Raw genomic sequence first — 24,858 nt, forward strand, 5'->3', positions numbered from 1 at the left:
GAGCAGATGAAGCGTTCAGCCGCCGAGATCATCAGGGAATACGGGCCCTTTGCAGGCGTCGATGCCGTGCATGGCGTCACCTATGACGGCAGCCATGTCTGGTTCGCCTCCGGCGACAAATTGAATGCGGTCGATCCTGATAGCGGCAAGGTCGCGCGCTCCATCGACGTCGCCGCGCATGCCGGAACGGCGTTCGATGGCAGGCACCTGTTCCAGATCGCCGAGGACCGCATCCAGAAGATCGATGCGGCCTCGGGGAAGGTGCTCAGCACCATTCCGGCGCCGGGCGGCGGCGGTGATTCCGGTCTGGCCTGGGCCGAGGGCTCGCTGTGGGTCGGACAATATCGCGAGCGCAAGATCCATCAGGTCGATCCGGAATCCGGCAAGGTGCTCCGCACCATCGAGAGCAAGCGCTTCGTGACCGGTGTGACCTGGGTCGACGGCGAACTCTGGCACGGCACCTGGGAGAACGAGGAGAGCGACGTGCGGCGGATCGACCCGGAGACAGGCAAGGTGCTCGAGCAGCTCGACCTGCCGGCCGGGACCGGCGTATCCGGGCTGGAGTCCGATGGCGGCGACCGCTTCTTCTGCGGCGGAGGCGCCAACGGCAATGTGAGAGCGATCCGCCGTCCCCGGCGCAGCTAGAGGGTCTTCGCGGCGACGTGATCGCTGCCGTTAACCCATTCGCCCCAATTCCACCCCATCGGTGCGCTCTAGCGCCCTGGTCGCCTGCCCTGTAAAATCCCGGCCGGGGCGGCTTGGGGGATTGATGCGACTGACGTTGAATCTGAAGACGATCCTGATCGGCCTCGCGGTGCTCGCAGCGTCGTTCTTCATCAGCCTGAAGGCGATGGACCTCCTGTCGCCGCGCGCGACGAATTCGGCCCCGCCGGTCGCGCAATTGCCGCCGCTGCCGCCGGTGTCGAAGAGCTCCATCGTGATCGCCCCGGTCGCCATCGCGATCTCGGCGATCCGCGAGCAGGCCGAGAAGGCTGCGCCGCGCAATTTCGCGGGCAAGGCCGACAACCCGATCTCGCAGATCCTGGAGAACGCCGACATCGGCTGGACCGCGGCGCGCGGGCCGATGGCAGCGAGCGGCGACAAGGACGTGCTGACGATCTCGACGCCGCTCACCGGCAAGCTGAACGTGACGGGCTCGCTGTCCGCGAAAGCCACCGGCGCGCTCGGCGACGCGCTCGGCAGCGTGCTCGGCGGTGACGCAGCGAAACGGATCGGCGCGGTCAACATCAAGAATTTGAACGCCAGCGCAGAGATCAAGGGCAACGTGATCGTCACCTCGCGCCCGAAGCTTGCGGCCAACTGGCATTTGGAGCCCAATCTCGGCGCCCAGGTCAATCTCGGCGACACCAATCTCAACGTCTCCGGCGCCAAGATCAACGTGCCGGCGCAGGTCAAGCCGCTGATCGACAAGAATGTCGGCGAGCAGATCAACATCGTCTCCGAGCGCATTCGCAACGATCCCTCGCTGCGCGAGAATGCGAAGCTGCAATGGGCCAAGGCCTGCCGCTCGATCCCGTTGCAGGGCTCCGGCGCCTCGGCGGCGCTTCCGCCGCTCTGGCTCGAGATGAAGCCCATCCGCGCCATCGCCGCGCAGCCGCGTGTCGACGCGCAGGCCGTAACCCTGTTGCTGGGCCTGGAAGCGGAGACGCGCGTCACCTCGACGCAGACCAAGCCGGACTGCCCGTTCCCCGACAAGATCTCGATCGTGCCACCGACCGGCACCGGCGTGAACATCGGCGTGCCGATTGACGTGCCGTTCACCGAGATCAACAGGCTGATCGCCGCGCAGATGGTCGGCCGCACCTATCCCGAGGACGGCTCCGGCCCGGTCGACGTCACCGTGAAGAGCGCCAACGTGATCCCGTCGGGCGACCGACTGCTGATCTCGCTGCTGGTCCGCGCCAAGGAGAAGAAGAGCTGGTTCGGCCTCGGCGCCGAGGCGACCGTGCATATCTGGGGCCGGCCGGTGCTCGATCAGGCGCAACAGACGCTGCGGCTCACCGACATCCAGCTCGCGGTGGAATCCGAGGCGGCGTTCGGCCTCTTGGGCGCCGCGGCGCGCGCCGTAGTGCCGCAGATGCAGCAGGCGCTGCTTCAGAAGGCGACGCTCGACCTGAAGCCGATCGCCGCCAACGCGCGCGAGAAGATCGCCGCCGCGATCGCCGATTACCAGAAGAGCGAGGACGGCCTCAAGGTCGACGCCAGGATCGAGAGCCTGACGCTCGCCGATATCGCGTTCGACTCGAAGACGCTCCGCGTGGTCGCGGAAGCCGGCGGCTCGCTGAACGTGTATGTAAGCAAGCTCTCGGGGATGTAGTGCGCGCTCACCGCAAGCCTATCGCCGAGAGCTTTTCCCTCCGGCCATCCTTCGAGACGCCCGCCCGAGGCGGGCTCCTCAGGATGAGGACAGGAGTGCGCGGCAACACTTTGAACTGGCGTTCACGCCGATTAGCCTCATCCTGAGGACGCGCGTAAGCGCCGTCTCGAAGGACGAGGCGTGCGCAAGCTACCGCCGCGAGCGCATGCAATAGCCTATACTCGCGCGCCTCATCATGGCTTTCGCCGCTGGCATTCTCGCCGCAGGATGCTAGTCTCAAACGGCACGTAGGGGACAACGCGAGGACAACATGGAAGCCGGCATGGTCACGCCCGCGCCGGCATTGGTGCGCTTTTCCGGCATTCAGAAGACCTATGATGGCGAGCACCTCGTGGTGAAGAACCTCGATCTCGACATCAGGAAGGGCGAGTTCATCACCCTGCTCGGTCCGTCGGGCTCGGGCAAGACCACCACGCTGATGATGCTGGCCGGCTTCGAGGTTCCGACCCACGGCGAGATCTATCTCGCGGAGCGGCCGATCAAGAACATGCCACCGCACAAGCGCGACATCGGCATGGTGTTCCAGAACTATGCCCTGTTTCCGCACCTGACGATCGCCGAGAATATCGCCTTCCCGCTATCGGTTCGCAAGACCAGCAAGGCGGACGTGCAGGAGCGCGTCGCTGCGGCGTTGCGCATGATCAAGATGGAAAACCTGGCGCACCGGCGGCCCGGGCAGCTGTCCGGCGGGCAGCAGCAGCGCGTGGCGCTAGCCCGCGCGCTGGTCTTCAATCCGCAGCTCGTGCTGATGGACGAGCCGCTCGGCGCCCTCGACAAGCGTCTGCGCGAGCAGATGCAGCTGGAGATCAAGCAGCTGCACGAGACGATGGGCATCACCATCGTCTACGTCACCCACGATCAGAGCGAAGCGCTCACCATGTCGGACCGCATCGCCGTGTTCAACGACGGCATCGTGCAGCAGATCGACAGGCCCGATGCGCTGTACGAGCATCCGGTGAACAGCTTCGTTGCCCATTTCATCGGCGAGAACAACGTGCTGGCCGGCACCGTCGAGACGGTCGACAAGGACTATTGCCGGGTTGCGCTGGCCGGCGGCGGCACCGTGACCGCCCGGGCGGTCAACATATCGGGCGCGGGCGCATCGACGTCGCTGTCGGTGCGGCCGGAGCGGATCGCCATCGTCCCGGACGGCAGCTCCAGCGACGGGACGAACCGCCTGCCGGCGAAGGTGCAGAACACCATCTATCTCGGCGACCATGCGCTGGCCGTGCTCGACGTCGCCGGCAACGGAGAGTTCATGGTCAAGCTTCAGCCGGGCGCTCATGACAGCCTGAGCCATGGCAACCTAAGACCTGGCAGCCTAAGACCTGGCGCCCTAAGACCTGGCGCCCTAAGACCTGGCGAAAGCGTCTTCATCACTTTCCGCCCCGAGGATTGCCTCGCCCTCGATCCCGTCTGATCCAACGCAAGCGGTCCCGAGACAATCAACTCACGTAACTCACGAAGAAGGAACGAAGACCATGCTGAATCGCAAGATTGCTCTGGGTTTCGCCGCAGCGTTCAGTGCCAGCGCCGCGCTGGCGACGGTCGCAGAGGCGCGCGACCTCACAATCGTATCGTGGGGCGGCGCGTACCAGGATGCCCAGAAGAAGGTCTATTTCGAGCCCTTCAAGAAGGCATCCGGAGTTGCCATGAACGACGAGTCCTGGGACGGCGGCGTCGGCGTGCTGCGGGCCAAGGTGCAGGGCGGCGCAGCCACCTGGGACGTCGTTCAGGTCGAGAGCGACGAGCTCGCGGTCGGCTGCGAGGAAGGCCTGTTCGAGAAGCTGGACTATACCAAGATCGGCGGCGAGGCCGCCTACATTCCGCCGTCGGTCAACCCCTGCGGCGTCGGCGCGATCCTCTATGACTTCGTTCTCGGCTACGACAAGGACAAGCTGAAGGAGGCGCCCAAGGGCTGGGCCGACTTCTTCGACACCAAGAAGATTCCCGGCAAGCGCGCCCTGCGTCAGGGCCCGAAGACCACGCTGGAGATCGCGCTGATGGCAGACGGCGTCGCCCCCAAGGACGTCTACAAGGTGCTTGCGACCGACGAGGGCGTCGATCGCGCGTTCAAGAAGCTCGACACCATCAAGGGCGACATCGTCTGGTGGAAGGCCGGCGCCCAGCCGCCGCAACTGCTCGCCTCCGGCGAGGTGGCGATGACCTCGGTCTACAATGGCCGCATCGACACCGCGAACAAGAACGAGAAGAAGAACTTCGGCATGGTGTGGGACGGCGCGCTCTTCACCCTCGACAGCTGGGTCATCCTGAAGGGCAGCCCGAACAAGGACGCCGCCTACAAGTTCCTGGACTTCGTCGGCAAGGCGGAGAACCAGTCGAAACTGTCGGAGAACATCGCCTATGGCACTTCCAACAAGGATGCAGCCGGCAAGCTGCAGCCCGCCGTGCTGAAGGACCTGCCGACCGCGCCTGACAACATCAAGAATGCAGTCGAGATCAATGTCGGCTTCTGGCTCGAGAACATCGACCGCCTGACCGAACGCTTCAACAAATGGGCCGCGAAATAGCGCCGACTTACGGGAAGGATGCATGGCGGACAACTCGCCCGCGGCGCATCCTTCGAGACGCCCGCCTACGGCGGGCCCTCAGGATGAGGTCTGAGTCTGTGGCAGCGACTTTACAGGCAACGATGGCGATAAGCCTCATCCTGAGGAGACCGCGAAGCGGTCGTCTCGAAGGACGAGGCGCTTGCTCAGGCCGTTCCAACAGGCTTTCTCCATGACAGCAGCGCCCGCGATCGGCGCCGATGCCCAAACCGAGGTGCCGCTCAAGCGCCGATTGAGGCGTGCAGAGCGGACGCGCCAGGTCAAGGCATTGGCGCTGGTTCTGCCGCTTCTCGTCTTCCTGCTCTTCACCTTTGCCGGGCCGATCGCCGGCATGCTGTGGCGCGCGGTCGATGACAGGGAGGTGCGCCAAGTCCTGCCGCAAACCATCGCCGCTCTCGCCAGCTGGGATGGCAGGGACCTGCCGGACGAGAAGGCTTATGCGGCGCTGGCGGGCGACGTGCTGGCGGCGCGTGCCTCCGGCACCATCGCGATTGCGGCCAAGCGGCTGAACTACGCGCTGAACGGGTTCCGCACCATCCTGACCAGCACGGCCCGCAATCTGAAGGCGGCTCCGGAGCCCGGCACCGCCAAGGAGACGCTGGGCAAGATCAATCCGGCCTGGCGCGAACGCGTCACCTGGACCACGATCAAGGATGCCGGCGGCCCCATCACGAGCTTCTACCTTCTGGCGGCGCTCGACCTGACGCGAAACGTCGATGGCGCGATCGTCGCGGCGCCGCCGGACCAGGCCATCTATCGCGGCCTGTTCGCCCGCACCTTCATCATCAGCCTCAGCGTCACCGCCCTCTGCCTGATCCTCGGCTTCCCGGTCGCTTACCTCCTGGCGACGCTGCCGCCCGGCCGGTCGAACCTCTTGATGATCTTCGTCCTGCTGCCGTTCTGGACGTCGCTGCTGGTCCGCACCTGTGCCTGGATCGTGCTGTTGCAGAGCAAAGGCGTCGTCAACGACAGCCTGCACTGGCTCGGCATCATCGACGAGCCGCTGCGCCTGATCTACAACCGCTTCGGCGTCTGCGTGGCGATGACCCACGTTCTCCTGCCCTTCATGATCCTGCCGCTGTACAGCAGCATGAGGGCAATCTCGCCCGCTTACATGCGGGCCGCCGCCTCGCTCGGCGCGCCACCCCTCACCGCCTTCCTGCGGATCTACCTGCCGCAGACCCTGCCCGGCGTCGGTGCGGGAAGCCTGCTCGTCTTTATCCTGGCGCTCGGCTACTACATCACGCCGGCCCTCGTCGGCGGCGCCGCCGATCAGATGATCAGCTATTTCATCGCGCTCTACACCACCGAGACCGCCAATTGGGGCCTTGCTTCCGCGCTCGGCGCGGTGCTGCTGCTTGCCACCATTCTGTTGGCGCTCGTCTACGGCAGACTGGTGCAGGGCCAGCAGGTGACGGGAGGCATGAAGAATTGAGCGACAATTCCTCACTTCGCACGCCCAGCCAGCGCATCGCGTGGGCTGCGACCATCGTCATCTCGACGCTGGTGTTCATCTTCCTGATCGCGCCGATCCTGGCGATCATGCCGCTGTCCTTCAGCGCGGGCTCCTATTTGACCTATCCGCTGCCCGGCCTGTCGCTGCGCTGGTACGACGACTTCATCACTTCACCGCGCTGGATGAATTCGCTGAGGAACAGCGTGATCATTGGTGTCGCCTCGACCGCGCTGTCCATGGTGCTCGGCACGCTGGCCGCGCTGGGCCTTGCGCAGTGGAAGAGCCGGTTCAAGCCGCTCGTTCTTGCTTTCGTCTTGTCGCCGGTGGTCGTGCCCGGCGTCATCACCGCGGTCGGCCTCTATTTCTTCTTCGCGCCGATTGGCCTCACCGGCAGCTATCTCGGCCTGATCCTGGCTCACACCGCGCTGGCGACGCCCTTCGTGGTGATCACGGTCGGCGCGACGCTGCAAAGCTTCGACACCAATCTGGCGCGCGCCGCCGCCTCGCTCGGCGCCTCGCCGCTTGAGGCATTCCGCCGCGTGATCCTGCCGCTGATCCTGCCTGGGCTCGCCTCGGGCGCGCTGTTCGCCTTCGCCACCAGCTTCGACGAGGTGGTCATCGTGCTGTTCATGGCAGGTCCCGAGCAGCGCACCCTGCCGCGCGAAATGTTCAGCGGCATCCGCGAGAACATCAGCCCGACCATCACGGCCGCAGCGGTGATCCTGACGACGGTGTCGGTCATCCTCCTCGCCACCATGGAAGGCCTGCGCCGGCGCAACGAACGGCTCAAGGGCGGTGGCTGAGCGGCGCTCTTTCTCTTCCTACTCCCCTTGTGGGAGAAGGAAGAAGGAACACCGCCCGTCCCTTCTGTTTTTGCATTCTACTACGGCGCGGATTGCTTAGCTGCGGCCGCCGATAACCGTTAGAACGTCCCTGCAACAACGCCCAAACAACAACACACAGGGAGCAACAACCATGCAAAAACTCATCGCCGCCGTCGCGGCCGGCCTCGCTTTCGCCGCCACGACAGCCGCGGCGCAGGCGCAGATCTCCGACGACGTCGTCAAGATCGGCGTGCTGACGGACATGTCGAGCCTCTATGCGGACGCGACCGGCAAGGGCTCGCTCGCCGCCGTCGAGATGGCGGTTGCCGATTACGGCGCCAAGGTCGCGGGCAAGCCCGTGCAGGTGGTCGCCGCCGACCATCAGAACAAGCCCGACGTCGGCGTCAACATCGCCCGCAACTGGTACGACAACGACAAGGTCGACGCGATCTTCGACGTGCCGACATCGTCGGTGGCCCTGCCGGTCTCGGCGCTGACGCGCGAGAAGAACAAGATCAACATCAATTCGGGCGGCGGCTCCTCCGACATCACCGGGGCACAATGTTCGCCGAACACGGTGCACTGGACCTACGACACCTACGCGCTGTCGAACGTCGCCGGCAAGGCAATGGTGAAGCGCGGCGAGGATTCCTGGTTCTTCGTCACCGCCGACTACGCCTTCGGCATGGCGCTGCAGCGCGACGCCGCCAACGTGGTCAAGGAGAGCGGCGGCAAGGTGCTCGGCGAGGTCCGCCATCCCCTCAACTCGTCGGACTTCTCCTCCTTCCTGCTGCAGGCCCAGGCTTCGAAGGCCAAGGTGGTCGCATTGGCGAATGCCGGCGGCGACACCACCAACGCGCTGAAGCAGGCGGCCGAGTTCGGTCTGACCCAGGGCGGCCAGAAGATGATCGCGCTGCTGCAGGAGATCACCGACACGCATTCGCTCGGCATCAAGGCGACGCAAGGCCTGATCGTCACCGACGCCTTCTACTGGGACATGAACGAGGAGACCCGCGCCTTCTCCAAGCGTTTCAACGAGAAGGTCGGGCACATGCCGACCATGATCCAGGCCGGCCTCTATTCGGCGACCATGCACTATCTGAAGGCGATCGACGCCATCAAGACCGACGAGGCGCCGAAGGTGATGGCGCAGATGCGCGCGACGCCGGTCAACGACTTCTTCGCCAAGAACGGCAAGATCCGCATCGACGGCCGCATGGTCCACGACATGTATCTGTTCGAGGTCAAGAAGCCCGAGGAGTCCAAGGGCGAGTGGGACCTCTACAAGCTGATCGCCACCGTGGCCGGCGACGAGGCCTTCCGTCCGCTCGACAAGGGCGGCTGCCCGCTGGTGACGCACTGAAGGACTTCGCCCTCTCCCGCAAGCGAAGCGAGGTGGACGAAGACACGACAGCGCGCCCAGTGAAAACCGGGCGCGCTTCGTTTAGGCCGTCAGTCGAGCCGCATTACTCCGAGTACTTGAACTCGGGCATGTTCTTGAGCTCATCCTTGCTCGCATTGAACACGGCGTGGTCCGGATACCATTTCGAGGTGGACGACGTCGTGGTCGCAGCAGGCCTGTTGTCGGTTCCGGTCGCAGCGCCAGTCGTGGTGCTAGCGGCGGGCTTGGCGCCCGGATTCGTGCCGGTGCCGGTGTAGGCCACGGCCTCGTTGACGAACTTCAACTTCTCATAGGGCACGGCGACCAGATGCTCGCCCATGCCGAGGAAGCCGCCGACGCCGATCACGGCAATCTTGACGGCGCCGCTCTTGTCCATCAGCAGGTCGTTGATCGAACCGATGTTCTCGTTAGCCTCGTTGTAGACCTTCACGCCGGACATCTTCGAGGCGCGCCACTGGCCGGACGCGGTCGTGGTCGTCGTTGCCGCGGTGGTTGCCGAAGGTGCCGCCTTGTCGGTGGTGGCGCTCGGCGATTGCGCGAACGCAACCGTTGCAAGAAGTGCCGTGCCGGCGAGGCCGGCGGCGATCGATTTCGTCAGCATGTTGTCCTCTCCTTCACAAGAAACTCGTGTTGAGAAAACAGCGCTGATCACACGCAGTTCCGAGCGCGCCGCAATTTCGTCGCGCGATGCGCGAACTGCAGGGACTGTTCCTGTGTCACCTAGGAACATTTTGCAACGCACGGTTCCCCGCCGACGATGATGCGCCCGAGCGACCACGGATGCTCGCCGACATCGCCCGCACGTTTCCGAAGGCTGGCGGCCGGCTGTCGCTGCACGCCCGCGAGCCGCATGGACTGATCGTGCGGATGCTATTGCCGCTCGGGCAGCAGCCGCGCCTGGCGGCCTAGATTTCTTTTGGCTCGGCGCCTCAGGCCGCGAGCGGCGGATGCTCGATCGCGTGCTCGTCGAAGATGGCCACCGCCTCGAAGCGGTAGTTGCAGGCGTGGCAGGGCCAGAGATAGGAGACGCGCCCCTCGCCCGGCTCGATCCAGTCGGGCTGCGGGATCGGCGTGCCGCATTGGGCACATGGGTTGTCTCTGGGGATGTCGCCGGTGTGTGCAGTGACCAGGCTGGCTTTTGTCATGGCACCTCTCCCGATTTGCAGCGCTTGCATACTCGCTTTCGCGCGCCGGCGCGAATAGACAGGCGTGCTGTCGCGAGCGGAGGTCATCCGCCTCGACAGCCCAATTACGCCGGCTTTGCGTCGTAACGGCGGCACGGCACCGCAAAAACGTCAGCGGCGGCGTTTGGCCACATCATCGCCGTGTTCGGGCTGCTTAAGGCGGCTGGGCGCAGGCTACTGACGGGACATCTGATGAAGATTTTACGCATTGCCGCGTTGCTCGCGGCCGGATTGACATTGCCCCAAGCCGCCATGGCCGGCGAAGCCGACTATGCCGAGATGGTTGCCGCCCATGCCCGCGCCAACGGCGTGCCGGAAGCGCTGGTGCACCGCGTCATCATGCGCGAGAGCCGTTATCAGCCGCATCTCGTCGGCCGTGGCGGCACCATCGGGCTGATGCAGATCAAGCTCGCGACCGCCCGCGGCGTCGGCTACACCGGCGATGCCGCGGGATTACGCGATCCCAACACCAATCTCACCTATGCCGTGAAATACCTTGCCGGCGCCTATCGCGCCGCCAATGGCGACCACGCCAAAGCCGTGCGTTATTTCGCGGGCGGCTATTACTACGCCGCAAAGCGCCAGCGGCAGGAGGCCGTGCAGCTCGCCAGCATGGGCGAGTCCAATATGGGCCAGCCCTGGCTGGAGCCGAACGGCAATCCGCAGCCGATGTTCGGCGCCTCGACGCACAGGAAGATGGCGCAAGGCGTGCGCAACGCACGGGCGCAGGTTCCGCACTAACCACCGTCATTCCGGGTCGACGCGTCAGCGTCGAGCCCGGAATCTCGAGATTCCGGGCTCGATGCTTCGCATCGCCCCGGAATGACAGCCCTGTGGCAACACGCGTTGACCATCCCGCCCCACTGGCATACATTGGACGCGTTCCGAGGGGTGCTCCGAGGAGGAGCTGAGATACCGCTAAATGGGCAATTCGGCCAACACCGGCTGCTCAAGACCGCGGTGACCCTTTGAACCTGATCCGGGTCATGCCGGCGAAGGGACAGGGATGTTGCAAACCACGAAGCGACCGGATTCTCCGGTATCCATCATCGGCGCAGGCATTGCGGGCGCCTGGCAGGCTCTGCTGTTCGCACAGGCCGGTCATGCCGTGACCTTGCACGAGCGCGGTGACGAGGCGATGACGGACGCCACCAGCCATTGGGCCGGCGGCATGCTCGCGCCCTATTGCGAGGCCGAGGTCGCCGAACCCATCATCTCCAGGCTCGGGCTGCGCTCCCTCGACATCTGGCGGCGCGAGCTGCCCGACACGCCGTTCAACGGCTCCCTCGTCGTCGCCCATCCGCGCGAGCGCAACGATTTCGAGCGCTTTGCCCGCATGACCGAAGACCACCGCCGGCTCGACGCCGCCGGCCTTGCTGCGCTCGAGCCGTCGCTGGAGGGCCGCTTCCGCGATGCGCTGTTCTTCCCGGCCGAGGGCCATGTCGAGCCGCGCCGCGTGCTGCCGCAGCTGCACGAGCGCATCCGCGCCGCCGGCGGCACCATCAAGTTCAGCAGCGACGTCACCGTAGGGGATCTCGCAAAGGATCCTGATGGCATCGTGATCGACTGCCGCGGCATCAGTGCCCGTGACGAGCAGCCCGAGCTTCGCGGCGTCAAGGGCGAGATGATCCTGATCGAGACGGCCGAGGTGCAACTGGCGCGCCCGGTGCGGCTGATGCATCCGCGCTGGCCGCTCTACGTGATCCCGCGCGAGAACAATCTGTTCATGCTGGGCGCGACCTCGATCGAAGCCGAGGACACCGGCGTCAGCGTCCGCTCGGCGCTGGAGCTGCTGGGCACCGCCTACACCGTGCATCCCGCTTTCGGTGAAGCCCGCATCGTCGAGTTCGGCTCCGGGCTTCGTCCCGCTTTTCCCGACAATCTGCCCCGCATCGGCATTCGCGGCCGCAGGATCACCGTCAACGGGCTCTACCGGCACGGCTTCCTGATCGCCCCCGCACTCGCCGAGCTGACGCTCGCCTATGTCGAGCGCGGCCAGATCGACAACGAGGTGATGCAATGCGGGTGATCGTCCAATGCTTCTGATCATCAACGGCGAGCAGCGCGAGGTGAACGCGGCCAGCGTCGATGCGCTGCTCGCCGAGCTCGACTACGAGGGCACCCATTTCGCGATCGCGCTCAACTACGACGTCGTGCCGAAAAGCCGCTGGGCCGAGACGAGCCTGAAGGCCGGCGACGAGATCGAGATCATCACGCCGCGGCAGGGAGGGTGAATGGAATGCGACCCTCTCTTCGCGACGACGGCTCTATTGGCCCGTCATTCCGGGGCACGCGAAGCGTGAACCCGGAATCTCGCGCCACAACTTCGAGATTCCGGATCGGTCCGCGTTCCGCGGCCCGTCGGGAATGACGGGGAATCCAACATGGTGAGCTTCTACGGCAAATCCTTCGCCTCGCGGCTGCTGATCGGCAGCGCGCTCTATCCCTCGCCTGCGATCATGCAGGAAGCGATCCGCGCCTCCGGCGCGAGCATCGTCACGGTGTCGCTGCGGCGCGAATCCGCCGGCGGCAAGACCGGCGATGCGTTCTGGAAGCTGATCCGCGAGCTCGACGTCACCGTGCTGCCGAACCCCGCCGGCTGCCGCACCGTGCGCGAGGCGGTCACCACCGCCAAGCTCGCGCGGGAATTGTTCGGCACCAGCTGGATCAAGCTCGAGGTCATCGCCGACAACGACACGCTGCAGCCCGACGTCGTCGGCCTGGTCGAAGCCGCCACCATCCTGATCAAGGACGGCTTTGAAGTGTTCCCCTATTGCACCGAGGATCTCTCGGTCGCGAGCCGCCTGGTCGAAACGGGGTGCAAGGTGGTGATGCCGTGGGCGGCGCCCATCGGCAGCGCAAAAGGCATCACCAATCGCGATGCGCTGAAGCTGCTGCGCGATCGGCTGCCCGACATCACGCTGGTGGTCGACGCCGGCCTCGGCGCACCCAGCCACGCGGCGCAGGCGCTGGAGCTCGGCTTTGATGCCGTGCTGCTCAACACCGCAATCGCAAAAGCCGCCGATCCCGTCGCGATGGCCAAGGCCTTCCGCCTCGGCTGCGAGGCCGGCCGCACCGCTTATGAAGCCGGGCTGATGAACGCCCGCGACTTCGCTTCCCCCTCCACCCCTGTCGTTGGGACCCCGTTCTGGCATGCCGTATCCTGATCGCTTCTATCCCGTCGTCGACAGCCTGAACTGGGTCGAGCGCCTGACCAAGCTCGGCGTCGGCACCATCCAGCTGCGCGCGAAAGAGCTCAACGACGCTGACGCGCTGCAGATCGTCAGCGACGCGCTGGCGATCACCAAGGACACGCAGGCCAAGCTGGTCGTGAACGACTATTGGCGTGCCGCGATCGTTGCCGGTGCAAAATATCTGCATCTCGGCCAGGAGGATTTGGCCGAAGCCGACCTCCAGGCGATCCGCGAGGCCGGCCTCAAGCTCGGCATCTCCACCCATGACGACGCGGAGCTTGAAACTGCGCTCGCCGCCAAACCCGACTACGTCGCGCTCGGCCCGATCTTCTTCACCACGCTGAAATCGATGCGCTTCGAGCCGCAGGGCATTCCGAAGATCACGGAATGGAAGCAGCGCGTGGGCACCATCCCGCTGGTCGCCATCGGCGGCATCAAGTTCGAGCACGCCGCGGAGATCTTTGCCGCGGGCGCGGATTCCATCGCGGTGGTGTCCGATGTGACACAAAACGCCGACCCCGACGCCCGCGTGCGGCAATGGCTCGGCCAGTCGAAGGAGGCGGCGTGATGCACATGACACCCTGTTCATCCCGTCACCCTGAGGTGGCCGCTTCTTCAGCGGCCCTCGAAGGGCGACGGCCCGGCTCGTTCATCCTTCGAGGCTCGCTCCGCGAGCACCTCAGGATGACGAGATCGAACACCGCCAACCAGAATTAAACCGGAGGATCCCATGAACATCCGCTCCAACCCCGATAAGACCGTTCCCGCCGTCACCACCGGTCCGCTGCCCTCCTCGCGCAAGATCTTCGCGACCCCCGATGCTGCGCCCGACATCCGCGTGCCCCTGCGCGAGATCATCCTGTCCGAAGGCGCCGGCGAGCCTAACCTGCCGGTCTACGACACCTCGGGCCCCTACACCGACCCGTCCGTCACCATCGACGTCAACGCCGGCCTGGCCCGCAATCGCAAGCAATGGGTGCTGGAGCGCGGCGGCGTCGAGGAATATGAGGGCCGCCAGATCAAGCCGGAGGACAATGGCAGCGTCTCCACCGACAAGGCCGCGCGCGCCTTCAGCGCCTATCACAAGCCGCTGCGCGGCCTCGACGGCCACAAGATCACGCAGCTCGAATTCGCCCGCGCCGGCATCATCACCAAGGAGATGATCTATGTCGCCGCCCGCGAGAATCTTGGTCGCAAGCAGCAGCTCGAGCGCGCCGAGGCCGCCCTCGCCGACGGCGAAAGCTTCGGCGCCTCGGTGCCAGCCTTCATCACGCCGGAATTCGTTCGCGACGAGATCGCGCGCGGCCGCGCCATCATCCCCTCCAACATCAACCACAGCGAACTCGAGCCGATGATCATCGGCCGCAACTTCCTGACCAAGATCAACGCCAACATCGGCAACTCGGCGGTGACTTCCTCGGTCGAGGAAGAGGTCGAGAAGATGGTGTGGGCGATCCGTTGGGGCGCCGACACCGTGATGGACCTCTCGACGGGGCGCAACATCCACACCACGCGTGAGTGGATCCTTCGCAACTCGCCGGTGCCGATCGGCACCGTGCCGATCTACCAGGCGCTCGAGAAGTGCAACGGCGATCCGGTGGCGCTCACCTGGGAGCTCTACAAGGACACGCTGATCGAGCAGTGCGAGCAGGGCGTCGACTATTTCACCATCCACGCCGGCGTGCGCCTGCAATACATCCACCTCACCGCCAACCGCGTCACCGGCATCGTCTCCAGAGGCGGCTCGATCATGGCGAAGTGGTGCCTGGCGCATCACAAGGAGAGCTTCCTCTATACGCATTTCGACGAGATCTGCGACCTCATGCGCAAGTATGACGTCTCGTTCTCGCTCGGCGACGGCCTGCGTCCCGGCTCGATCGCCGACGCCAACGATCGCGCGCAGTTTGCCGAGCTCGAAACGCTTGGCGAACTGACAAAAATCGCGTGGGACAAGGGCTGCCAGGTCATGATCGAGGGCCCCGGCCACGTGCCGATGCACAAGATCAAGATCAACATGGACAAGCAGCTCAAGGAATGCGGCGAGGCGCCGTTCTATACGCTTGGACCGCTGACCACCGACATCGCGCCGGGCTATGACCACATCACCTCAGGCATTGGCGCTGCCATGATCGGCTGGTTCGGCTGCGCCATGCTCTGCTACGTCACGCCGAAGGAGCATCTCGGCCTGCCCGATCGCAACGACGTCAAGACCGGCGTCGTCACCTACAAGATCGCCGCCCACGCCGCCGACCTCGCCAAGGGCCACCCCGCCGCGCAACTGCGCGACGACGCCCTCTCCCGCGCCCGGTTCGAATTCCGCTGGACCGACCAGTTCAATCTCGGCCTCGATCCGGACACCGCAAAGAGCTTCCACGACGAGACCCTGCCGAAGGAAGCCCACAAGGTCGCCCATTTCTGCTCGATGTGCGGCCCGAAATTCTGCTCGATGAAGATCACGCAGGACGTGCGGGATTACGCGGCGACGCTGAACGATCCGAACAGCGTCGGCATGTCGATGGCCGGTACCGCTGAAGACGGCATGGCCAGGATGAGCGCGAAGTTCAAGGAGATGGGCGAGAGCTTGTATCTGGATGCGGAGAAGGTGAAGGAGAGCAACCGAGTGTTGTGAGGGGCGACCTCGCGCTTCCATAGCCGCATCGTGAGACGATGTAAGAGGCCGGGCGAAAGTCTGGCCTCTTTCAATTTGGCACGGCATCGATCAAACAAGATGCTAGCAACATGCGGCCAGTGATCAGCATTGGCTACGCCGATCTTGGTACTCTTGCCCTGTGAGGTCCTCCGGATCTCGATCTCCGATTGCAAGTGACCAGCTCGTTCTCTGGATGACAGGATCATTTTGGCGACCGCCGAGGAACCACCAGGACCTGAACTCCGGATTATCGTAGATGGATATCGCTCCGCTCATGCGGGCTACAGCCGCGGATAATTGACTTGCCCGACATCCTCCCCCCCCGCCTCCCCGACCAGCTCCGTCCCGACCTCCGCCTCGTCTTCGTCGGCACCGCCGCCTCGACGCGCTCGGCCGAGCTCGGCCACTACTACGCCCATCCCGGCAATCGCTTCTGGCGTGCGATCCATGAGGCCGGGATCACGCCGCGGCGCTATCAGCCAAGCGAGTTTGCAGCGCTGATCGATCTCGGGATCGGCTTCACCGATCTCTGCAAGACGGGCGCCGGGATGGATCACCAGATCGCGGCGGAGGCGATCGACGTGGCGGGGTTCAGGGCGAAGATCGACAAGTACCGGCCGCGGACGATTGCGTTCACGAGCAAGAAGGCGGCGAGCTTGTTTTACGGCGGGCCGTCAGCTGCGATTGCGCTGGGGCGGCAGGCGCGGGATCAAAGCCTGCCGGAGATTTTCGTGCTGCCGTCACCGTCGGGTGCGGCCTCCGGGCATTGGACGCTGGAGCCGTGGCGCGAGCTGGCGGCGTGGATCGCCGCGCTGGAGGTTCAACAACCACGGACCTCATCCTGAGGAGACCGCGAAGCGGTCGTCTCGAAGGATGGCTGCGAGCGAGGTGCGGGCCTTTCATGGTTCGAGACGGCGCTTCGCGCCTCCTCACCATGAGGATTGGGTAGCTCCGCCGCGGATGCCGAGCGATGGGCTTCGCTACGCTCCACCCATCCTACTGGCAAAGCAAATAGGCTGTCGGAATCCGCACTCGTCCTTCGTCCTCGGGCTACAAAGCACGATCAACCCGGAGCCCGACATGCCTCCCACCATCACCGCCTTCGAAACCTCGCCCGACCGCGGCAAGGGCCACGCGCGCGACATGCGCGTGCGCTGGGCGCTGGAGGAGGTCGGCCAGCCTTACGACGTTCGACTCGTCTCGTTCGCCGCGATGAAAGAGCCGGCGCATGTTGCGCTGCATCCGTTCGGGCAGATCCCGACCTATGAGGATGGCGATCTCGTGCTGTTCGAGTCCGGCGCTATCGTGTTCCATATCGCCGAACGCCACGACGGCCTGCTGCCGAAGCATGCCGATGCGCGAAGCCGCGCCATCGCGTGGATGTTCGCCGCGCTGAGCACGGTCGAGCCACCGATCGTCGAGCTCACCATGGCGATGCTGTTCGAGCGCGACAGGAGCTGGTACGCGGAGCGCCTGCCGATGCTGCAGGACCGCGTCCGGACCAGGCTCGGCGAATTGTCCCGCCGCCTCGGCAAAGCCGACTGGCTCGATGGTGCGTTCAGCGCCGGCGATCTGATGATGATGACGGTGCTGCGGCGGCTGAACACGTCAGGCCTGCTCGACGAATATCCTGAAATTGCCGCGTATCTCTCGCGCGGCGATGCGCGGCCGGCGTTCCGGCGGGCGTTCGAGGCGCAGCTTGCGGTGTTTACCGCGGCGTCCCGTTCGTAGGGGTGGGCAAAGCGAAGCGTGCCCACGACCTGTCTCTATCACTGACGAACGGTGGGCACGGCGCTTTCCGCGCCTTTGCCCTCCCTACGGCACCGTCTTTTACCGCATCGTGATCGCAAGCCCGCTCAAGTCCGCGTTCGCCATCAGGCCGACCTGCGTGCCGGTCAGCTCCAGGACCGCGCCCTTCTGGTTGGTCAGCACGATGGCGCGGGCGCCGGCGCCGACGGCAAGGCCTGCACCTGCGGCGCCGTAGACCCCGGCGACGTCGGAGGGGCGGTTGATGTTGCTGACGCGGCCGCGCAGCACGGTCTTGGAGCCGCCGAACACGAGGCCGTAGTCGAGGCCGCCGGTGGAGAGCCCGTAAGTGCGGCCGCGGAAGTTGAGCACGCCGCTCCCACCGGAGCCGCCGATGATCCAGCCCGCCTTGTAGATCGTCAGCGTCACGAAGCCGCTGTCGGCCTGCGCCGCGGTCGAGAGTCCGGCCAGAGCGGCGATGGCGACCAGCGCGGCGCGAAAGGTGGATGCAAGCTTCATGGGGGTCTCCGAAGGGCTATTTTTCAAAGGTGGAATCGAATCAGGCGCAGCGAATCTACCTGATCGATCGGGGCGGCAACATGATGGGCGTAGGAGGGACGCGGTCTGCGGCCACGCACTCAACTGTCATCGCCCGGTTCAACCGGGCGATCCAGTACGCCGAGACGTTTGTGATTGAGCCGAGAAGCCACGGTGTACTGGATGCCCCGGTCACGCCGGGCATGACAGCGGGGTTTGGGGCGGCAGGACGGACCAACTTCCATCATGCCATTCTGCCCTTGATTTGCCCGACGATGCAAACCTTCATTTCGCTGTTCCCGAATTTCAGAAAAATCCAACGATTTCCGCCTGATGCCTACTGTGCATGGGGTTGTTTTCGCATTTTTCGTTTTGAGCGTGCCGCCCCTGCCGCTACGCTCCAGCGTCAGCCACCGCCCTCGAGGTGATCCCATGCCGATCCAGCACTTCGCGCCCCCACCGCACGTCAAGGCGCCGCCGCTGTCCTTTGCGACGCGCGTCGGTGATCTCCTGTTCGTCTCCGGCATTCCCGGCTTCGATGCCAATGGCGCGCTGCCCGATGGCTTCGAGGCGCAGTTCGCCAATGTCGTCGTCAACATCAAGCGCGTGCTGGGCGAGGCCGGCGCCGGTATCAGTGACCTCGCCAAGGTCAACGTGCTGCTGACCCGCGCCTCCGATGTCGCCGCCATGAATGCGCTCTATGCCGGCGCCTTCGGCCCGCCGCCTTATCCTGCGCGCACCACTTGCGTGGTGCAGGCCCTGCCCGATCCGAAAATGCTGATCGAGATCGAGGCGGTGGCGTCGCTGGCGAGGTGAGCCGCCGCGGCTGTGGCTTGTCGGGCACGCGGCCAAACCAAATGCATGGGGAACAGCTGACATGTCCGTGAAAGGCGGCTCCCCGGCTTGCCAAGGACTTGCCAAGGACCTGCTTTTCCCGCACGAATTTTTCCATTCCTTTCGTCCCATCAGGAGATATGACATGCGTCGCGTTCTCGCGCTTTGTGCCGTTGCCGGCATCGCCACCTCCGTCTTCGCCGTGCCGGCCTTGGCCAAGGTCGGCTATTACGTGATCCGCTGGGACAACACCGGCATCTGCCAGGTCTGGAACGAGAACCTGCAGTAAAAGCCGTTCCAGATCGGGGTGTCGACCTACAAGGTGGTCAGCAAGCCGGTCCCGACCTTCCAAGAGGCGTCCGACCTGCAGATCAAGATGCGCGCCGAGCGCCGCTGCACGCTGTAGGCTTTTCGCGACAGAAGCGGATTTCGAGGGCGGATCGCGCGAGCGGTCCGCCCTCTTCTTTTTTGCAGGCCCCACCTTGTGCGGCTGAAATCCGGCCACTGCCCGCGCGCTGTTTGAACCTCGGCAGCGCACGGAACTACTCACATCTTGTCCGCGGCGTATCGCGAAAAGCGTCCGGCACCAGTCCTCCCCGTCATTGCCGGGAGGCGCATCACATCATTCAATTTGAGGAGCCGATCATGCGTCGTATTTCCGTGCTGTGCGCTGCCGCCGGTCTTGCCGTCACCGCGTTCGTCGCCGCGAGCCCTGCGGAGGCCAGCTATCACCTGATCCGCTGGCAGGACACCGGCTTCTGCCAGATCTGGGACGAGAGCATCCCGACGACGCCGTGGCCGGCCGGCTATCATCGCGCCAGCGCCACCGTGCCGACCTTCATCGACGCACTCGCGATGAAGGATGCCGCACTGAAGAACGGTCACTGCAGCTGGTAGGATTTCGATCGGCGGGCGAACAACCGGGCAAGGATCCCGCATCCTTGCCCGGCTGCTTTTCGGGGGCCTGAAACTCTCACGCGTCCTTGTGCGCGCCGGGATGGATCAGGACGTCGCGCGCGGCGGCGAGGTCGATGAAGGCTTGGGCGCTGCCGCCCTGGTCGGGATGCATGCCCTTGGCCGCGCGGCGATAGGCCTGGTTGATGTCCTCGCAGGTGAGCTGCACCGCAAGCGGCAGGCCGAGCATCTTGCGGGCGCGATCCTCGCTGGACAACTGTTTCGGCATGGCGTTGCGGCGACCGAAGCGCGGCGCGGTCAGGTCGTGGACCACATCGAGCACCACGCCGAGACGGCGCTGCGCCGCCAGCGCGACGCCGCGATCGTCATTGTCGACCGCCTGTCGCAGCACCGGAAGCGCCTGCTCGGCAGCCTGGCGCAGCGTGACATCCGGGCTCATCCGCGCGATCTCGGCCACGAGCCGGCCCGCCTCGGCCCAATCGGCCGATTGCGCCGACCGCAGGCGTTCAAGGGCTGGTTTCCAGGAGTCGAGCCGTTCCATCATGCGCGTAACGTTTAGCAATCAAGATCAGTATGCCAAGCCTGCCGTTTCCGACCCCTTAATTTCGAGTTAGCGTTTCGTGAAACTTCGAAAAAAAATCGGGAGGAAAATCTCATGGCATTGCTCGCAAACCACATCGCCGTCATCACCGGGGCCGGTTCCGGCATCGGCCGCGCGATCGCCGCCGGCTATGCGCGGGAAGGCGCGCAGGTCGTGCTGCTCGACGTCAACGCCGAGACCGCCGCGGAGGCCGCCCGCGAGATCCGGGCATCGGGCGGCGGGGCCGAGAGCTTTGCGCTCGACGTGACCCGGCGCGAGGATTGCTTCGCGCTCGCAAAGCAGGTCGAAGACAAGGTTGGGCAGGTCTCGATCCTCGTCAACAATGCCGGCATCCCCCGCCGCAACGCCTTCACCGCGGAGACCGAGACGGTGGCGAAGGATTGGAACGACATCATCTCGCTCAACCTCAACGGCGTCTTCAACATGACGCAGGCCTTCCTCGCTCCCTTGCGCGCGAGCAAAGGCCGCATCGTCAATATCGGCTCGATCCAGTCCTTCGTGCATCTGCGCACGCCGAGCTCGGCGGCCTATACGACCTCGAAGCACGGCGTGCTCGGTTTCACCAAGGCGCTCGCAGTGGAGCTCGGCAAGGAAGGCGTGCGCGTCAACGCGATCGGGCCGGGCTTCATCGAGACCAACATCAACGCCAATGTGCGCGCGACCAATCCGGCGCTGGTGCAGGCCTTCGTCGACCACACGCCGCTGGCGCGCACCGGCAAGCCCGAGGACATCGTCGGACCCGCGATCTTCCTCGCGTCGGATCTATCGGCCTATGTCACGGGAACGATCGTGATGGTGGACGGCGGCTATCGGACTGTGTGAGGGAGCGAGATAGTCCCGCATCACGATGCATCTCGCGCCAAACGCGGCGGCTTCGCGGCATTCCTGAGGTCATCTGGTGCGGCGCCCCGCAATTAACCCTTCATTAACCAAACCCGCCCACCGTAGATCTACGGCTTGGGGGTCGTTTGTTCTCGATCCGCTTCCAACGATGGAAGCGGGCGTTGATCGGGGAGTGTGTTGATGACCACTGTTCATGTCGCTGCGTCCGGGCCGGACGCACAATTTCTTGCCCCTCACCAGATCGTTCCGCTTCTGATTGGCGCCACTGTCGACGAGGTCGAGCGCGAGCTCGTGCTCCAGACGCTCGCGCGCTGCGACGGCAACCGCACCCGCGCCTCGCGCGTGCTCGGCCTGTCGGTGCGCACGCTGCGCAACAAGATCAAGCTCTACGCCGCCTCCGGCATCGACGTGCCCGCCTATCAGGATTAGCGCGTCAGCACGCGCCGGCGGATCAGTCCGCCGGCGATGACCGCGAGCGCGATCATCGCGACCGAGCCGGCGATCAATTCGATCGCACGGAGGAAGAAGGCCGTCATGACAGCCCATGACGGTTGCGGCTCCTCGGCGAATGCGACCGGCACGATGTGCGGCACCAGCAGGTGAGCGAGGCCGATTGCTGCCACCAGGACCGCGGTGAACAGGCAAAAGACTTTCCACGCCGCGCGCATCGGTCGCTCCTCGCAAGGGGTGTGGCCGCGTGCGATCGGTGACACGGCGTCTCGCGCCGCGGATTGATGTTGATCAAGCCTGGCACGATGCGGGGCAGAATTGCTGCTGTCGTCAAACGCCGCTAAGTAGCTTGCTTCGGGTCAAGGGAGCGACGGCGTGGCAGACGATCAGGGACGACGGCAGGGACCTCAAGGACCGCGCGGACGGCAGGGCGAACCGGGGAGACCGGGTCCGCAGGGACACCCGGGCCGTCGCGGCCCGGACGGCGCGCGCGGCAAGCCCGGCCCGCAGGGCAAGCCGGGGCCGATCGGAAAGGCGGGACCTCAGGGCAAACCCGGTCCGCAAGGCAAACAGGGCGAAGCGGGCCCGCGAGGGCCAGCCGGCGCGCAGGGTGCTGCCGGGCCGCAGGGGCCTGCGGGGCCGCAAGGCCCGCGCGGCGAGCCGGGACCCGCCGGCCAATTGCCCTCGATCGAGCAGGTGCTGCCGTGGCTCGAGCAATTGTTCGACGCCTGGGACGAGCGCCGCCGCCAACGCGAGCGCGAAGCCGCCGAGCGCGAAGCGCTGGAGGCCGCCGTGCAGGAGCCCGATGAGGTCGACGACGACATCGACGCCGGCGAAGGCGACGAGCACAGGAAGAAGAAGAAAAAGAAGAAGCACCGGGATTAGCAGCCTGCTCGTGCCCCGGCTCATCTGACCAAGATCTCAGCACGCTATTCCTGAGTCCCGGTTCAGGACGTCGCCGATGAATCGTCTTTGCCCCGCAGCATGCCCATGCGCTCGAACTGCCAGCGCATGGCGCGATACCAGAGATAGCCGACCACCGCGCCGCACAGGGCCAGGATGATTACGTTTGCGCTCGAGAACGAGCCGCTCCACCACATCATCCACGCAGTCCATAGCAGGGTGAACACGATGGCACCTGCTTTGAGAGGAAGAAGGGGGCGGCTCATGGTCGTGCTCCGGGCTATCAAAACCCCGGCAGACATCATTGCAGGGTGAGGCGCTCCATACCGTGAGCCAGGTCACGGAACGAGCTGCCAGAGCCCACTAACCGAAGCGCAGCCGCGAGCGCTCCCTGGCCCTTTCCGCCTCGACCTCGCGATCGCGCGCCGGCGCGTGGGTGTGTAGCGAGGTCAAGAGTTTTCGCGCAGCGTCCGAGACCTCCGCAACCGCGCGATCGAAGGCGGCCTCATTGGCCTGGGACGGCTTGTTGAAGCCGGACAGCTTTCGCACGAACTGGAGCGCGCTGGCGTGGATCTCGTCCTCCGTCGCCGGCGGCTCGAAGTTGAACAGCGTCTTGATGCTGCGGCACATGCGGTCTCTCCCGAGTTTTCATAACGACGATCGGCCGAGGTGAAATCCTACAACCTTCCCCCTACTTCTGCTAAGTTCCGCCCCAACGCGGCCGCTGACGACGAGCCGCAATGGGGAGGCAAACATGAAGCTGCTTTGCACGGCGCTGTCGGCCGTCATGCTGTCGTTTTCGATATCGGCGATGGCTGCCGACTACCCCACTCCCAAGCAAGGCGACTGGATCGCCAAAGACTTCAAGTTCCACACCGGCGAAACCATGCCGGAATTGAAATTGCACTACACCACACTCGGCGAGCCATCAGGTCAACCAGTGCTGGTGCTGCATGGAACGGGCGGCTCGGGCGCCAGCATGCTGGGGCCGTCCTTTGCCGGCGAACTGTTCGGCGCGGGGCAGCCGCTCGATGCGTCCAAATATTACATCATCATTCCCGACAATATCGGCCATGGCAAATCGTCGAAGCCGTCCGACGGCATGAAGACGAGCTTCCCGAAATACAATTACGACGACATGGTCGAGGCGCAGTATCGCCTGGTGACGGAAGGCCTCGGCGTCAGGCATCTGCGGCTCGTCATCGGCAACTCGATGGGCGGCATGCACACTTGGCTGTGGGGCGAGAAATATCCGAAGGCGATGGACGCGCTGATCCCGATGGCCTCGCAGCCGACCGAAATGGCGTCGCGCAACTGGATGCTGCGGCGGATCATGCTCGACACCATCCGCAACGATCCCGACTACAACGGCGGCAACTACACCAGCCAGCCGCGCATGATGAAATACGCCGTCACCGCCTACGGCATCGCCAGCATTGGCGGAACGCTGGCCTATCAATCGCAGGCGCCGACCGCGGCCAAGGCCGACAAGATCGTCGACGACCGGCTGGCGACGCCGATCACGGCAGATGCCAACGACTTCGTCTATCAGTGGGAGTCCTCGCACGACTACAATGCCAGCGACAGGCTGGAGGCAATCGAGGCGCCGCTGCTGCTGATCAATTCCGCCGACGACGAGCGCAACCCGCCCGAGACCGGCATCACGGACGCCGCCATGAAGCGGGTCAAGAACGGCAAGCTGTATTTGATCCCCGCGAGCACCGAGACGCGCGGCCACGGCACCACGGGCAACGCGAAGTTCTACAGCGAGCAGGTGCGGCAATTGCTGGAGAGCATGCCCAGTCAATGATTGAATCGGCGCGCCGCTGATTTTGCAATGCATCATATGCGGCGCCTCTCGCGCCGCATATTATTTGAGCATGCAATGCGCTGACAGCTCGGGCTTAATCGCATCAACGATACGAATCGAAAATGCGACGGAGGATCGCATGCGCAGGCTCGCACTGTGCGTTTGGCTGATCGCGATGACGGCGCTGACGAGCGCTGCATTCGCGTTCGACAACGGACAATATGATCACGTGCCGCCCGACATCCGCGCCTGGTTCAAGAGCGTGATCGCGCCGAACGGCGTGCCCTGCTGCGACATATCCGACGGCCATCGCACCGACTACGACGTGCGCGCAGGCGTCTATTGGGTGCCGATCGAAGGGCAATGGATGGAGGTGCCCGAGCGCGCCATCATCCGTGATCGCGGCAATCCGGTCGGCCAGGCGGTCGTGTGGTACGTCCACCACCGCGGGGCCATCATCATCAGCTGCTTCGTGCCGGCGGACGCCGTGTAACGTGTCTTTACCGATTCCATTGGCTGGCGGCGGCCCGATCGGGGAGGT

Annotated in this window: 31 protein-coding genes, 1 pseudogene and 1 riboswitch; of the genes and pseudogenes, 25 read left to right on the forward strand and 7 right to left on the reverse strand. The window is 64.9% G+C overall.

Going from position 1 to position 24,858, the window contains the following annotated elements:
- Positions 1 to 6 precede the first annotated feature (6 nt).
- The 7 genes from X268_RS24760 to X268_RS24790 all read left to right on the forward strand — a co-directional run bounded on the left by X268_RS24760 (position 7) and on the right by X268_RS24790 (position 8,611).
- Positions 7 to 645: a Vgb family protein gene (locus tag X268_RS24760; protein ID WP_164937919.1), complete on the forward strand. Its 639-nt coding sequence runs from the start codon at positions 7 to 9 to the stop codon at positions 643 to 645.
- A gap of 124 nt (positions 646 to 769) precedes the next feature.
- Entirely contained in the window at positions 770 to 2,338 is a 1,569-nt protein-coding gene (locus X268_RS24765; protein ID WP_128927350.1) for a DUF4403 family protein, read from the forward strand.
- A gap of 310 nt (positions 2,339 to 2,648) precedes the next feature.
- The gene (locus X268_RS24770) at positions 2,649 to 3,818 is read left to right on the forward strand and encodes an ABC transporter ATP-binding protein (protein ID WP_128927351.1); all 1,170 of its coding nucleotides are present in this window, start codon (positions 2,649 to 2,651) and stop codon (positions 3,816 to 3,818) included.
- Positions 3,819 to 3,879: 61 nt separating this feature from the next.
- Complete coding sequence (locus X268_RS24775; RefSeq protein WP_128927352.1) at positions 3,880 to 4,929, forward strand: ABC transporter substrate-binding protein; 1,050 nt, start codon at positions 3,880 to 3,882, stop codon at positions 4,927 to 4,929.
- A 211-nt stretch (positions 4,930 to 5,140) separates the two neighbouring features.
- Positions 5,141 to 6,403, forward strand: a complete 1,263-nt coding sequence (locus X268_RS24780) for an ABC transporter permease (RefSeq protein ID WP_128927353.1) — start codon at positions 5,141 to 5,143, stop codon at positions 6,401 to 6,403.
- Positions 6,400 to 7,227: an ABC transporter permease gene (locus tag X268_RS24785; RefSeq protein ID WP_164937920.1), complete on the forward strand. Its 828-nt coding sequence runs from the start codon at positions 6,400 to 6,402 to the stop codon at positions 7,225 to 7,227. Before X268_RS24780 ends, X268_RS24785 begins: the two co-directional genes overlap by 4 nt.
- A 172-nt stretch (positions 7,228 to 7,399) precedes the next feature.
- The gene (locus X268_RS24790; protein ID WP_128927354.1) at positions 7,400 to 8,611 is read left to right on the forward strand and encodes an ABC transporter substrate-binding protein; all 1,212 of its coding nucleotides are present in this window, start codon (positions 7,400 to 7,402) and stop codon (positions 8,609 to 8,611) included.
- A 103-nt stretch (positions 8,612 to 8,714) separates the two neighbouring features.
- On the opposite strand, the gene X268_RS24795 is transcribed toward X268_RS24790, so the two are convergent.
- Entirely contained in the window at positions 8,715 to 9,251 is a 537-nt protein-coding gene (locus X268_RS24795; protein ID WP_128927355.1) for a PRC-barrel domain-containing protein, read from the reverse strand.
- A gap of 179 nt (positions 9,252 to 9,430) precedes the next feature.
- Here X268_RS24795 and X268_RS40575 point away from each other — a divergent pair, with 179 nt between their 5' ends.
- Complete coding sequence (locus X268_RS40575; protein ID WP_283818275.1) at positions 9,431 to 9,559, forward strand: hypothetical protein; 129 nt, start codon at positions 9,431 to 9,433, stop codon at positions 9,557 to 9,559.
- A 20-nt stretch (positions 9,560 to 9,579) separates the two neighbouring features.
- Here the strand turns inward: X268_RS40575 and X268_RS24800 are convergent, their stop codons facing one another.
- Positions 9,580 to 9,795: a hypothetical protein gene (locus X268_RS24800; protein ID WP_164937921.1), complete on the reverse strand. Its 216-nt coding sequence runs from the start codon at positions 9,793 to 9,795 to the stop codon at positions 9,580 to 9,582.
- A 231-nt stretch (positions 9,796 to 10,026) separates the two neighbouring features.
- Here X268_RS24800 and X268_RS24805 point away from each other — a divergent pair, with 231 nt between their 5' ends.
- The 8 genes from X268_RS24805 to X268_RS24840 all read left to right on the forward strand — a co-directional run bounded on the left by X268_RS24805 (position 10,027) and on the right by X268_RS24840 (position 17,409).
- Complete coding sequence (locus X268_RS24805; protein ID WP_164937922.1) at positions 10,027 to 10,575, forward strand: lytic transglycosylase domain-containing protein; 549 nt, start codon at positions 10,027 to 10,029, stop codon at positions 10,573 to 10,575.
- Between the two features lie 136 nt (positions 10,576 to 10,711).
- Positions 10,712 to 10,853: riboswitch (TPP riboswitch) on the forward strand.
- Positions 10,841 to 11,863 carry an FAD-dependent oxidoreductase gene (locus X268_RS24810; protein WP_128927358.1) on the forward strand — a complete coding sequence of 341 codons (1,023 nt, stop codon included), beginning with the start codon at positions 10,841 to 10,843 and terminating at the stop codon, positions 11,861 to 11,863. It overlaps the preceding riboswitch by 13 nt.
- A gap of 7 nt (positions 11,864 to 11,870) precedes the next feature.
- Complete coding sequence (gene thiS, locus X268_RS24815; RefSeq protein ID WP_128927359.1) at positions 11,871 to 12,068, forward strand: sulfur carrier protein ThiS; 198 nt, start codon at positions 11,871 to 11,873, stop codon at positions 12,066 to 12,068.
- A gap of 150 nt (positions 12,069 to 12,218) precedes the next feature.
- Positions 12,219 to 13,001 carry a thiazole synthase gene (locus tag X268_RS24820; protein ID WP_128927360.1) on the forward strand — a complete coding sequence of 261 codons (783 nt, stop codon included), beginning with the start codon at positions 12,219 to 12,221 and terminating at the stop codon, positions 12,999 to 13,001.
- On the forward strand, positions 12,988 to 13,596 hold the full coding sequence (locus X268_RS24825) for a thiamine phosphate synthase (RefSeq protein WP_128927361.1): 609 nt from the start codon (positions 12,988 to 12,990) through the stop codon (positions 13,594 to 13,596). The genes X268_RS24820 and X268_RS24825 overlap by 14 nt, the downstream gene beginning before the upstream one ends.
- A gap of 162 nt (positions 13,597 to 13,758) precedes the next feature.
- On the forward strand, positions 13,759 to 15,657 hold the full coding sequence (gene thiC, locus X268_RS24830) for a phosphomethylpyrimidine synthase ThiC (protein ID WP_128927362.1): 1,899 nt from the start codon (positions 13,759 to 13,761) through the stop codon (positions 15,655 to 15,657).
- Positions 15,658 to 15,980: 323 nt separating this feature from the next.
- A complete protein-coding gene (locus X268_RS24835; RefSeq protein WP_164937923.1) occupies positions 15,981 to 16,523 on the forward strand; it encodes a mismatch-specific DNA-glycosylase in 543 nt (180 codons plus the stop codon).
- Positions 16,524 to 16,758: 235 nt separating this feature from the next.
- The gene (locus tag X268_RS24840; protein ID WP_164937924.1) at positions 16,759 to 17,409 is read left to right on the forward strand and encodes a glutathione S-transferase family protein; all 651 of its coding nucleotides are present in this window, start codon (positions 16,759 to 16,761) and stop codon (positions 17,407 to 17,409) included.
- Between the two features lie 99 nt (positions 17,410 to 17,508).
- Here the strand turns inward: X268_RS24840 and X268_RS24845 are convergent, their stop codons facing one another.
- Entirely contained in the window at positions 17,509 to 17,943 is a 435-nt protein-coding gene (locus X268_RS24845; RefSeq protein ID WP_128927364.1) for a hypothetical protein, read from the reverse strand.
- Here X268_RS24845 and X268_RS39645 point away from each other — a divergent pair.
- From X268_RS39645 to X268_RS24865, 4 genes and pseudogenes are all read left to right on the forward strand, one after another.
- The gene (locus X268_RS39645; protein ID WP_164937925.1) at positions 17,931 to 18,389 is read left to right on the forward strand and encodes a hypothetical protein; all 459 of its coding nucleotides are present in this window, start codon (positions 17,931 to 17,933) and stop codon (positions 18,387 to 18,389) included. The two genes, X268_RS24845 and X268_RS39645, sit on opposite strands and share 13 nt — an antisense overlap.
- A 4-nt stretch (positions 18,390 to 18,393) precedes the next feature.
- Positions 18,394 to 18,777 carry a RidA family protein gene (locus X268_RS24855; protein ID WP_128927366.1) on the forward strand — a complete coding sequence of 128 codons (384 nt, stop codon included), beginning with the start codon at positions 18,394 to 18,396 and terminating at the stop codon, positions 18,775 to 18,777.
- 163 nt (positions 18,778 to 18,940) lie between these two features.
- A pseudogene (locus X268_RS24860) lies at positions 18,941 to 19,201 on the forward strand (hypothetical protein).
- 239 nt (positions 19,202 to 19,440) lie between these two features.
- On the forward strand, positions 19,441 to 19,692 hold the full coding sequence (locus X268_RS24865) for a hypothetical protein (protein WP_128927367.1): 252 nt from the start codon (positions 19,441 to 19,443) through the stop codon (positions 19,690 to 19,692).
- 76 nt (positions 19,693 to 19,768) lie between these two features.
- Here the strand turns inward: X268_RS24865 and X268_RS24870 are convergent, their stop codons facing one another.
- Positions 19,769 to 20,254, reverse strand: a complete 486-nt coding sequence (locus tag X268_RS24870; RefSeq protein WP_128927368.1) for a J domain-containing protein — start codon at positions 20,252 to 20,254, stop codon at positions 19,769 to 19,771.
- Between the two features lie 111 nt (positions 20,255 to 20,365).
- On the opposite strand from X268_RS24870, the gene X268_RS24875 reads away from it, so the two are divergent.
- Together X268_RS24875 and X268_RS24880 are read left to right on the forward strand one after the other, a co-directional pair.
- Positions 20,366 to 21,133, forward strand: a complete 768-nt coding sequence (locus tag X268_RS24875; RefSeq protein WP_128927369.1) for an SDR family NAD(P)-dependent oxidoreductase — start codon at positions 20,366 to 20,368, stop codon at positions 21,131 to 21,133.
- 201 nt (positions 21,134 to 21,334) lie between these two features.
- Positions 21,335 to 21,583 carry a helix-turn-helix domain-containing protein gene (locus X268_RS24880; RefSeq protein WP_128927370.1) on the forward strand — a complete coding sequence of 83 codons (249 nt, stop codon included), beginning with the start codon at positions 21,335 to 21,337 and terminating at the stop codon, positions 21,581 to 21,583.
- On the opposite strand, the gene X268_RS24885 is transcribed toward X268_RS24880, so the two are convergent.
- Positions 21,580 to 21,822: a hypothetical protein gene (locus X268_RS24885; protein WP_128927371.1), complete on the reverse strand. Its 243-nt coding sequence runs from the start codon at positions 21,820 to 21,822 to the stop codon at positions 21,580 to 21,582. The genes X268_RS24880 and X268_RS24885 overlap by 4 nt on opposite strands.
- A 157-nt stretch (positions 21,823 to 21,979) precedes the next feature.
- On the opposite strand from X268_RS24885, the gene X268_RS24890 reads away from it, so the two are divergent.
- Positions 21,980 to 22,489, forward strand: coding sequence for a collagen-like domain-containing protein (locus X268_RS24890; RefSeq protein WP_128927372.1), 510 nt, complete (start codon positions 21,980 to 21,982; stop codon positions 22,487 to 22,489).
- Positions 22,490 to 22,551: 62 nt separating this feature from the next.
- Here the strand turns inward: X268_RS24890 and X268_RS24895 are convergent, their stop codons facing one another.
- Both X268_RS24895 and X268_RS24900 read right to left on the reverse strand, forming a co-directional pair.
- Complete coding sequence (locus tag X268_RS24895; RefSeq protein WP_128927373.1) at positions 22,552 to 22,773, reverse strand: hypothetical protein; 222 nt, start codon at positions 22,771 to 22,773, stop codon at positions 22,552 to 22,554.
- 97 nt (positions 22,774 to 22,870) lie between these two features.
- Positions 22,871 to 23,137 carry a DUF2277 domain-containing protein gene (locus tag X268_RS24900; RefSeq protein WP_128927374.1) on the reverse strand — a complete coding sequence of 89 codons (267 nt, stop codon included), beginning with the start codon at positions 23,135 to 23,137 and terminating at the stop codon, positions 22,871 to 22,873.
- A gap of 124 nt (positions 23,138 to 23,261) precedes the next feature.
- On the opposite strand from X268_RS24900, the gene X268_RS24905 reads away from it, so the two are divergent.
- Together X268_RS24905 and X268_RS24910 are read left to right on the forward strand one after the other, a co-directional pair.
- Positions 23,262 to 24,317: an alpha/beta fold hydrolase gene (locus X268_RS24905; RefSeq protein ID WP_128927375.1), complete on the forward strand. Its 1,056-nt coding sequence runs from the start codon at positions 23,262 to 23,264 to the stop codon at positions 24,315 to 24,317.
- 139 nt (positions 24,318 to 24,456) lie between these two features.
- Positions 24,457 to 24,810 carry a hypothetical protein gene (locus X268_RS24910; RefSeq protein WP_128927376.1) on the forward strand — a complete coding sequence of 118 codons (354 nt, stop codon included), beginning with the start codon at positions 24,457 to 24,459 and terminating at the stop codon, positions 24,808 to 24,810.
- Positions 24,811 to 24,858: the final 48 nt, after the last annotated feature.

Origin of the sequence: Bradyrhizobium guangxiense, assembly GCF_004114915.1 — a bacterium.
In the GTDB taxonomy this organism is placed as follows: Bacteria; Pseudomonadota; Alphaproteobacteria; order Rhizobiales; family Xanthobacteraceae; genus Bradyrhizobium; species Bradyrhizobium guangxiense.

What these genes read in the sequence shown, in the direction of transcription:
- X268_RS24760 (WP_164937919.1), top strand. Translation starts at nt 7, where the DNA reads ATGAAGCGTTCAGCCGCCGAGATCATCAGGGAATACGGGCCCTTTGCA.
- X268_RS24765 (WP_128927350.1), top strand. Translation starts at nt 770, where the DNA reads ATGCGACTGACGTTGAATCTGAAGACGATCCTGATCGGCCTCGCGGTG.
- X268_RS24770 (WP_128927351.1), top strand. Translation starts at nt 2,649, where the DNA reads ATGGAAGCCGGCATGGTCACGCCCGCGCCGGCATTGGTGCGCTTTTCC.
- X268_RS24775 (WP_128927352.1), top strand. Translation starts at nt 3,880, where the DNA reads ATGCTGAATCGCAAGATTGCTCTGGGTTTCGCCGCAGCGTTCAGTGCC.
- X268_RS24780 (WP_128927353.1), top strand. Translation starts at nt 5,141, where the DNA reads ATGACAGCAGCGCCCGCGATCGGCGCCGATGCCCAAACCGAGGTGCCG.
- X268_RS24790 (WP_128927354.1), top strand. Translation starts at nt 7,400, where the DNA reads ATGCAAAAACTCATCGCCGCCGTCGCGGCCGGCCTCGCTTTCGCCGCC.
- X268_RS24795 (WP_128927355.1), bottom strand. Translation starts at nt 9,251, where the DNA reads ATGCTGACGAAATCGATCGCCGCCGGCCTCGCCGGCACGGCACTTCTT.
- X268_RS40575 (WP_283818275.1), top strand. Translation starts at nt 9,431, where the DNA reads ATGCTCGCCGACATCGCCCGCACGTTTCCGAAGGCTGGCGGCCGGCTG.
- X268_RS24800 (WP_164937921.1), bottom strand. Translation starts at nt 9,795, where the DNA reads ATGACAAAAGCCAGCCTGGTCACTGCACACACCGGCGACATCCCCAGA.
- X268_RS24805 (WP_164937922.1), top strand. Translation starts at nt 10,027, where the DNA reads ATGAAGATTTTACGCATTGCCGCGTTGCTCGCGGCCGGATTGACATTG.
- X268_RS24810 (WP_128927358.1), top strand. Translation starts at nt 10,841, where the DNA reads ATGTTGCAAACCACGAAGCGACCGGATTCTCCGGTATCCATCATCGGC.
- thiS (WP_128927359.1), top strand. Translation starts at nt 11,871, where the DNA reads ATGCTTCTGATCATCAACGGCGAGCAGCGCGAGGTGAACGCGGCCAGC.
- X268_RS24820 (WP_128927360.1), top strand. Translation starts at nt 12,219, where the DNA reads ATGGTGAGCTTCTACGGCAAATCCTTCGCCTCGCGGCTGCTGATCGGC.
- X268_RS24825 (WP_128927361.1), top strand. Translation starts at nt 12,988, where the DNA reads ATGCCGTATCCTGATCGCTTCTATCCCGTCGTCGACAGCCTGAACTGG.
- thiC (WP_128927362.1), top strand. Translation starts at nt 13,759, where the DNA reads ATGAACATCCGCTCCAACCCCGATAAGACCGTTCCCGCCGTCACCACC.
- X268_RS24840 (WP_164937924.1), top strand. Translation starts at nt 16,759, where the DNA reads ATGCCTCCCACCATCACCGCCTTCGAAACCTCGCCCGACCGCGGCAAG.
- X268_RS39645 (WP_164937925.1), top strand. Translation starts at nt 17,931, where the DNA reads ATGCAAGCTTCATGGGGGTCTCCGAAGGGCTATTTTTCAAAGGTGGAA.
- X268_RS24845 (WP_128927364.1), bottom strand. Translation starts at nt 17,943, where the DNA reads ATGAAGCTTGCATCCACCTTTCGCGCCGCGCTGGTCGCCATCGCCGCT.
- X268_RS24855 (WP_128927366.1), top strand. Translation starts at nt 18,394, where the DNA reads ATGCCGATCCAGCACTTCGCGCCCCCACCGCACGTCAAGGCGCCGCCG.
- X268_RS24865 (WP_128927367.1), top strand. Translation starts at nt 19,441, where the DNA reads ATGCGTCGTATTTCCGTGCTGTGCGCTGCCGCCGGTCTTGCCGTCACC.
- X268_RS24870 (WP_128927368.1), bottom strand. Translation starts at nt 20,254, where the DNA reads ATGATGGAACGGCTCGACTCCTGGAAACCAGCCCTTGAACGCCTGCGG.
- X268_RS24875 (WP_128927369.1), top strand. Translation starts at nt 20,366, where the DNA reads ATGGCATTGCTCGCAAACCACATCGCCGTCATCACCGGGGCCGGTTCC.
- X268_RS24880 (WP_128927370.1), top strand. Translation starts at nt 21,335, where the DNA reads ATGACCACTGTTCATGTCGCTGCGTCCGGGCCGGACGCACAATTTCTT.
- X268_RS24885 (WP_128927371.1), bottom strand. Translation starts at nt 21,822, where the DNA reads ATGCGCGCGGCGTGGAAAGTCTTTTGCCTGTTCACCGCGGTCCTGGTG.
- X268_RS24895 (WP_128927373.1), bottom strand. Translation starts at nt 22,773, where the DNA reads ATGAGCCGCCCCCTTCTTCCTCTCAAAGCAGGTGCCATCGTGTTCACC.
- X268_RS24900 (WP_128927374.1), bottom strand. Translation starts at nt 23,137, where the DNA reads ATGTGCCGCAGCATCAAGACGCTGTTCAACTTCGAGCCGCCGGCGACG.
- X268_RS24905 (WP_128927375.1), top strand. Translation starts at nt 23,262, where the DNA reads ATGAAGCTGCTTTGCACGGCGCTGTCGGCCGTCATGCTGTCGTTTTCG.
- X268_RS24910 (WP_128927376.1), top strand. Translation starts at nt 24,457, where the DNA reads ATGCGCAGGCTCGCACTGTGCGTTTGGCTGATCGCGATGACGGCGCTG.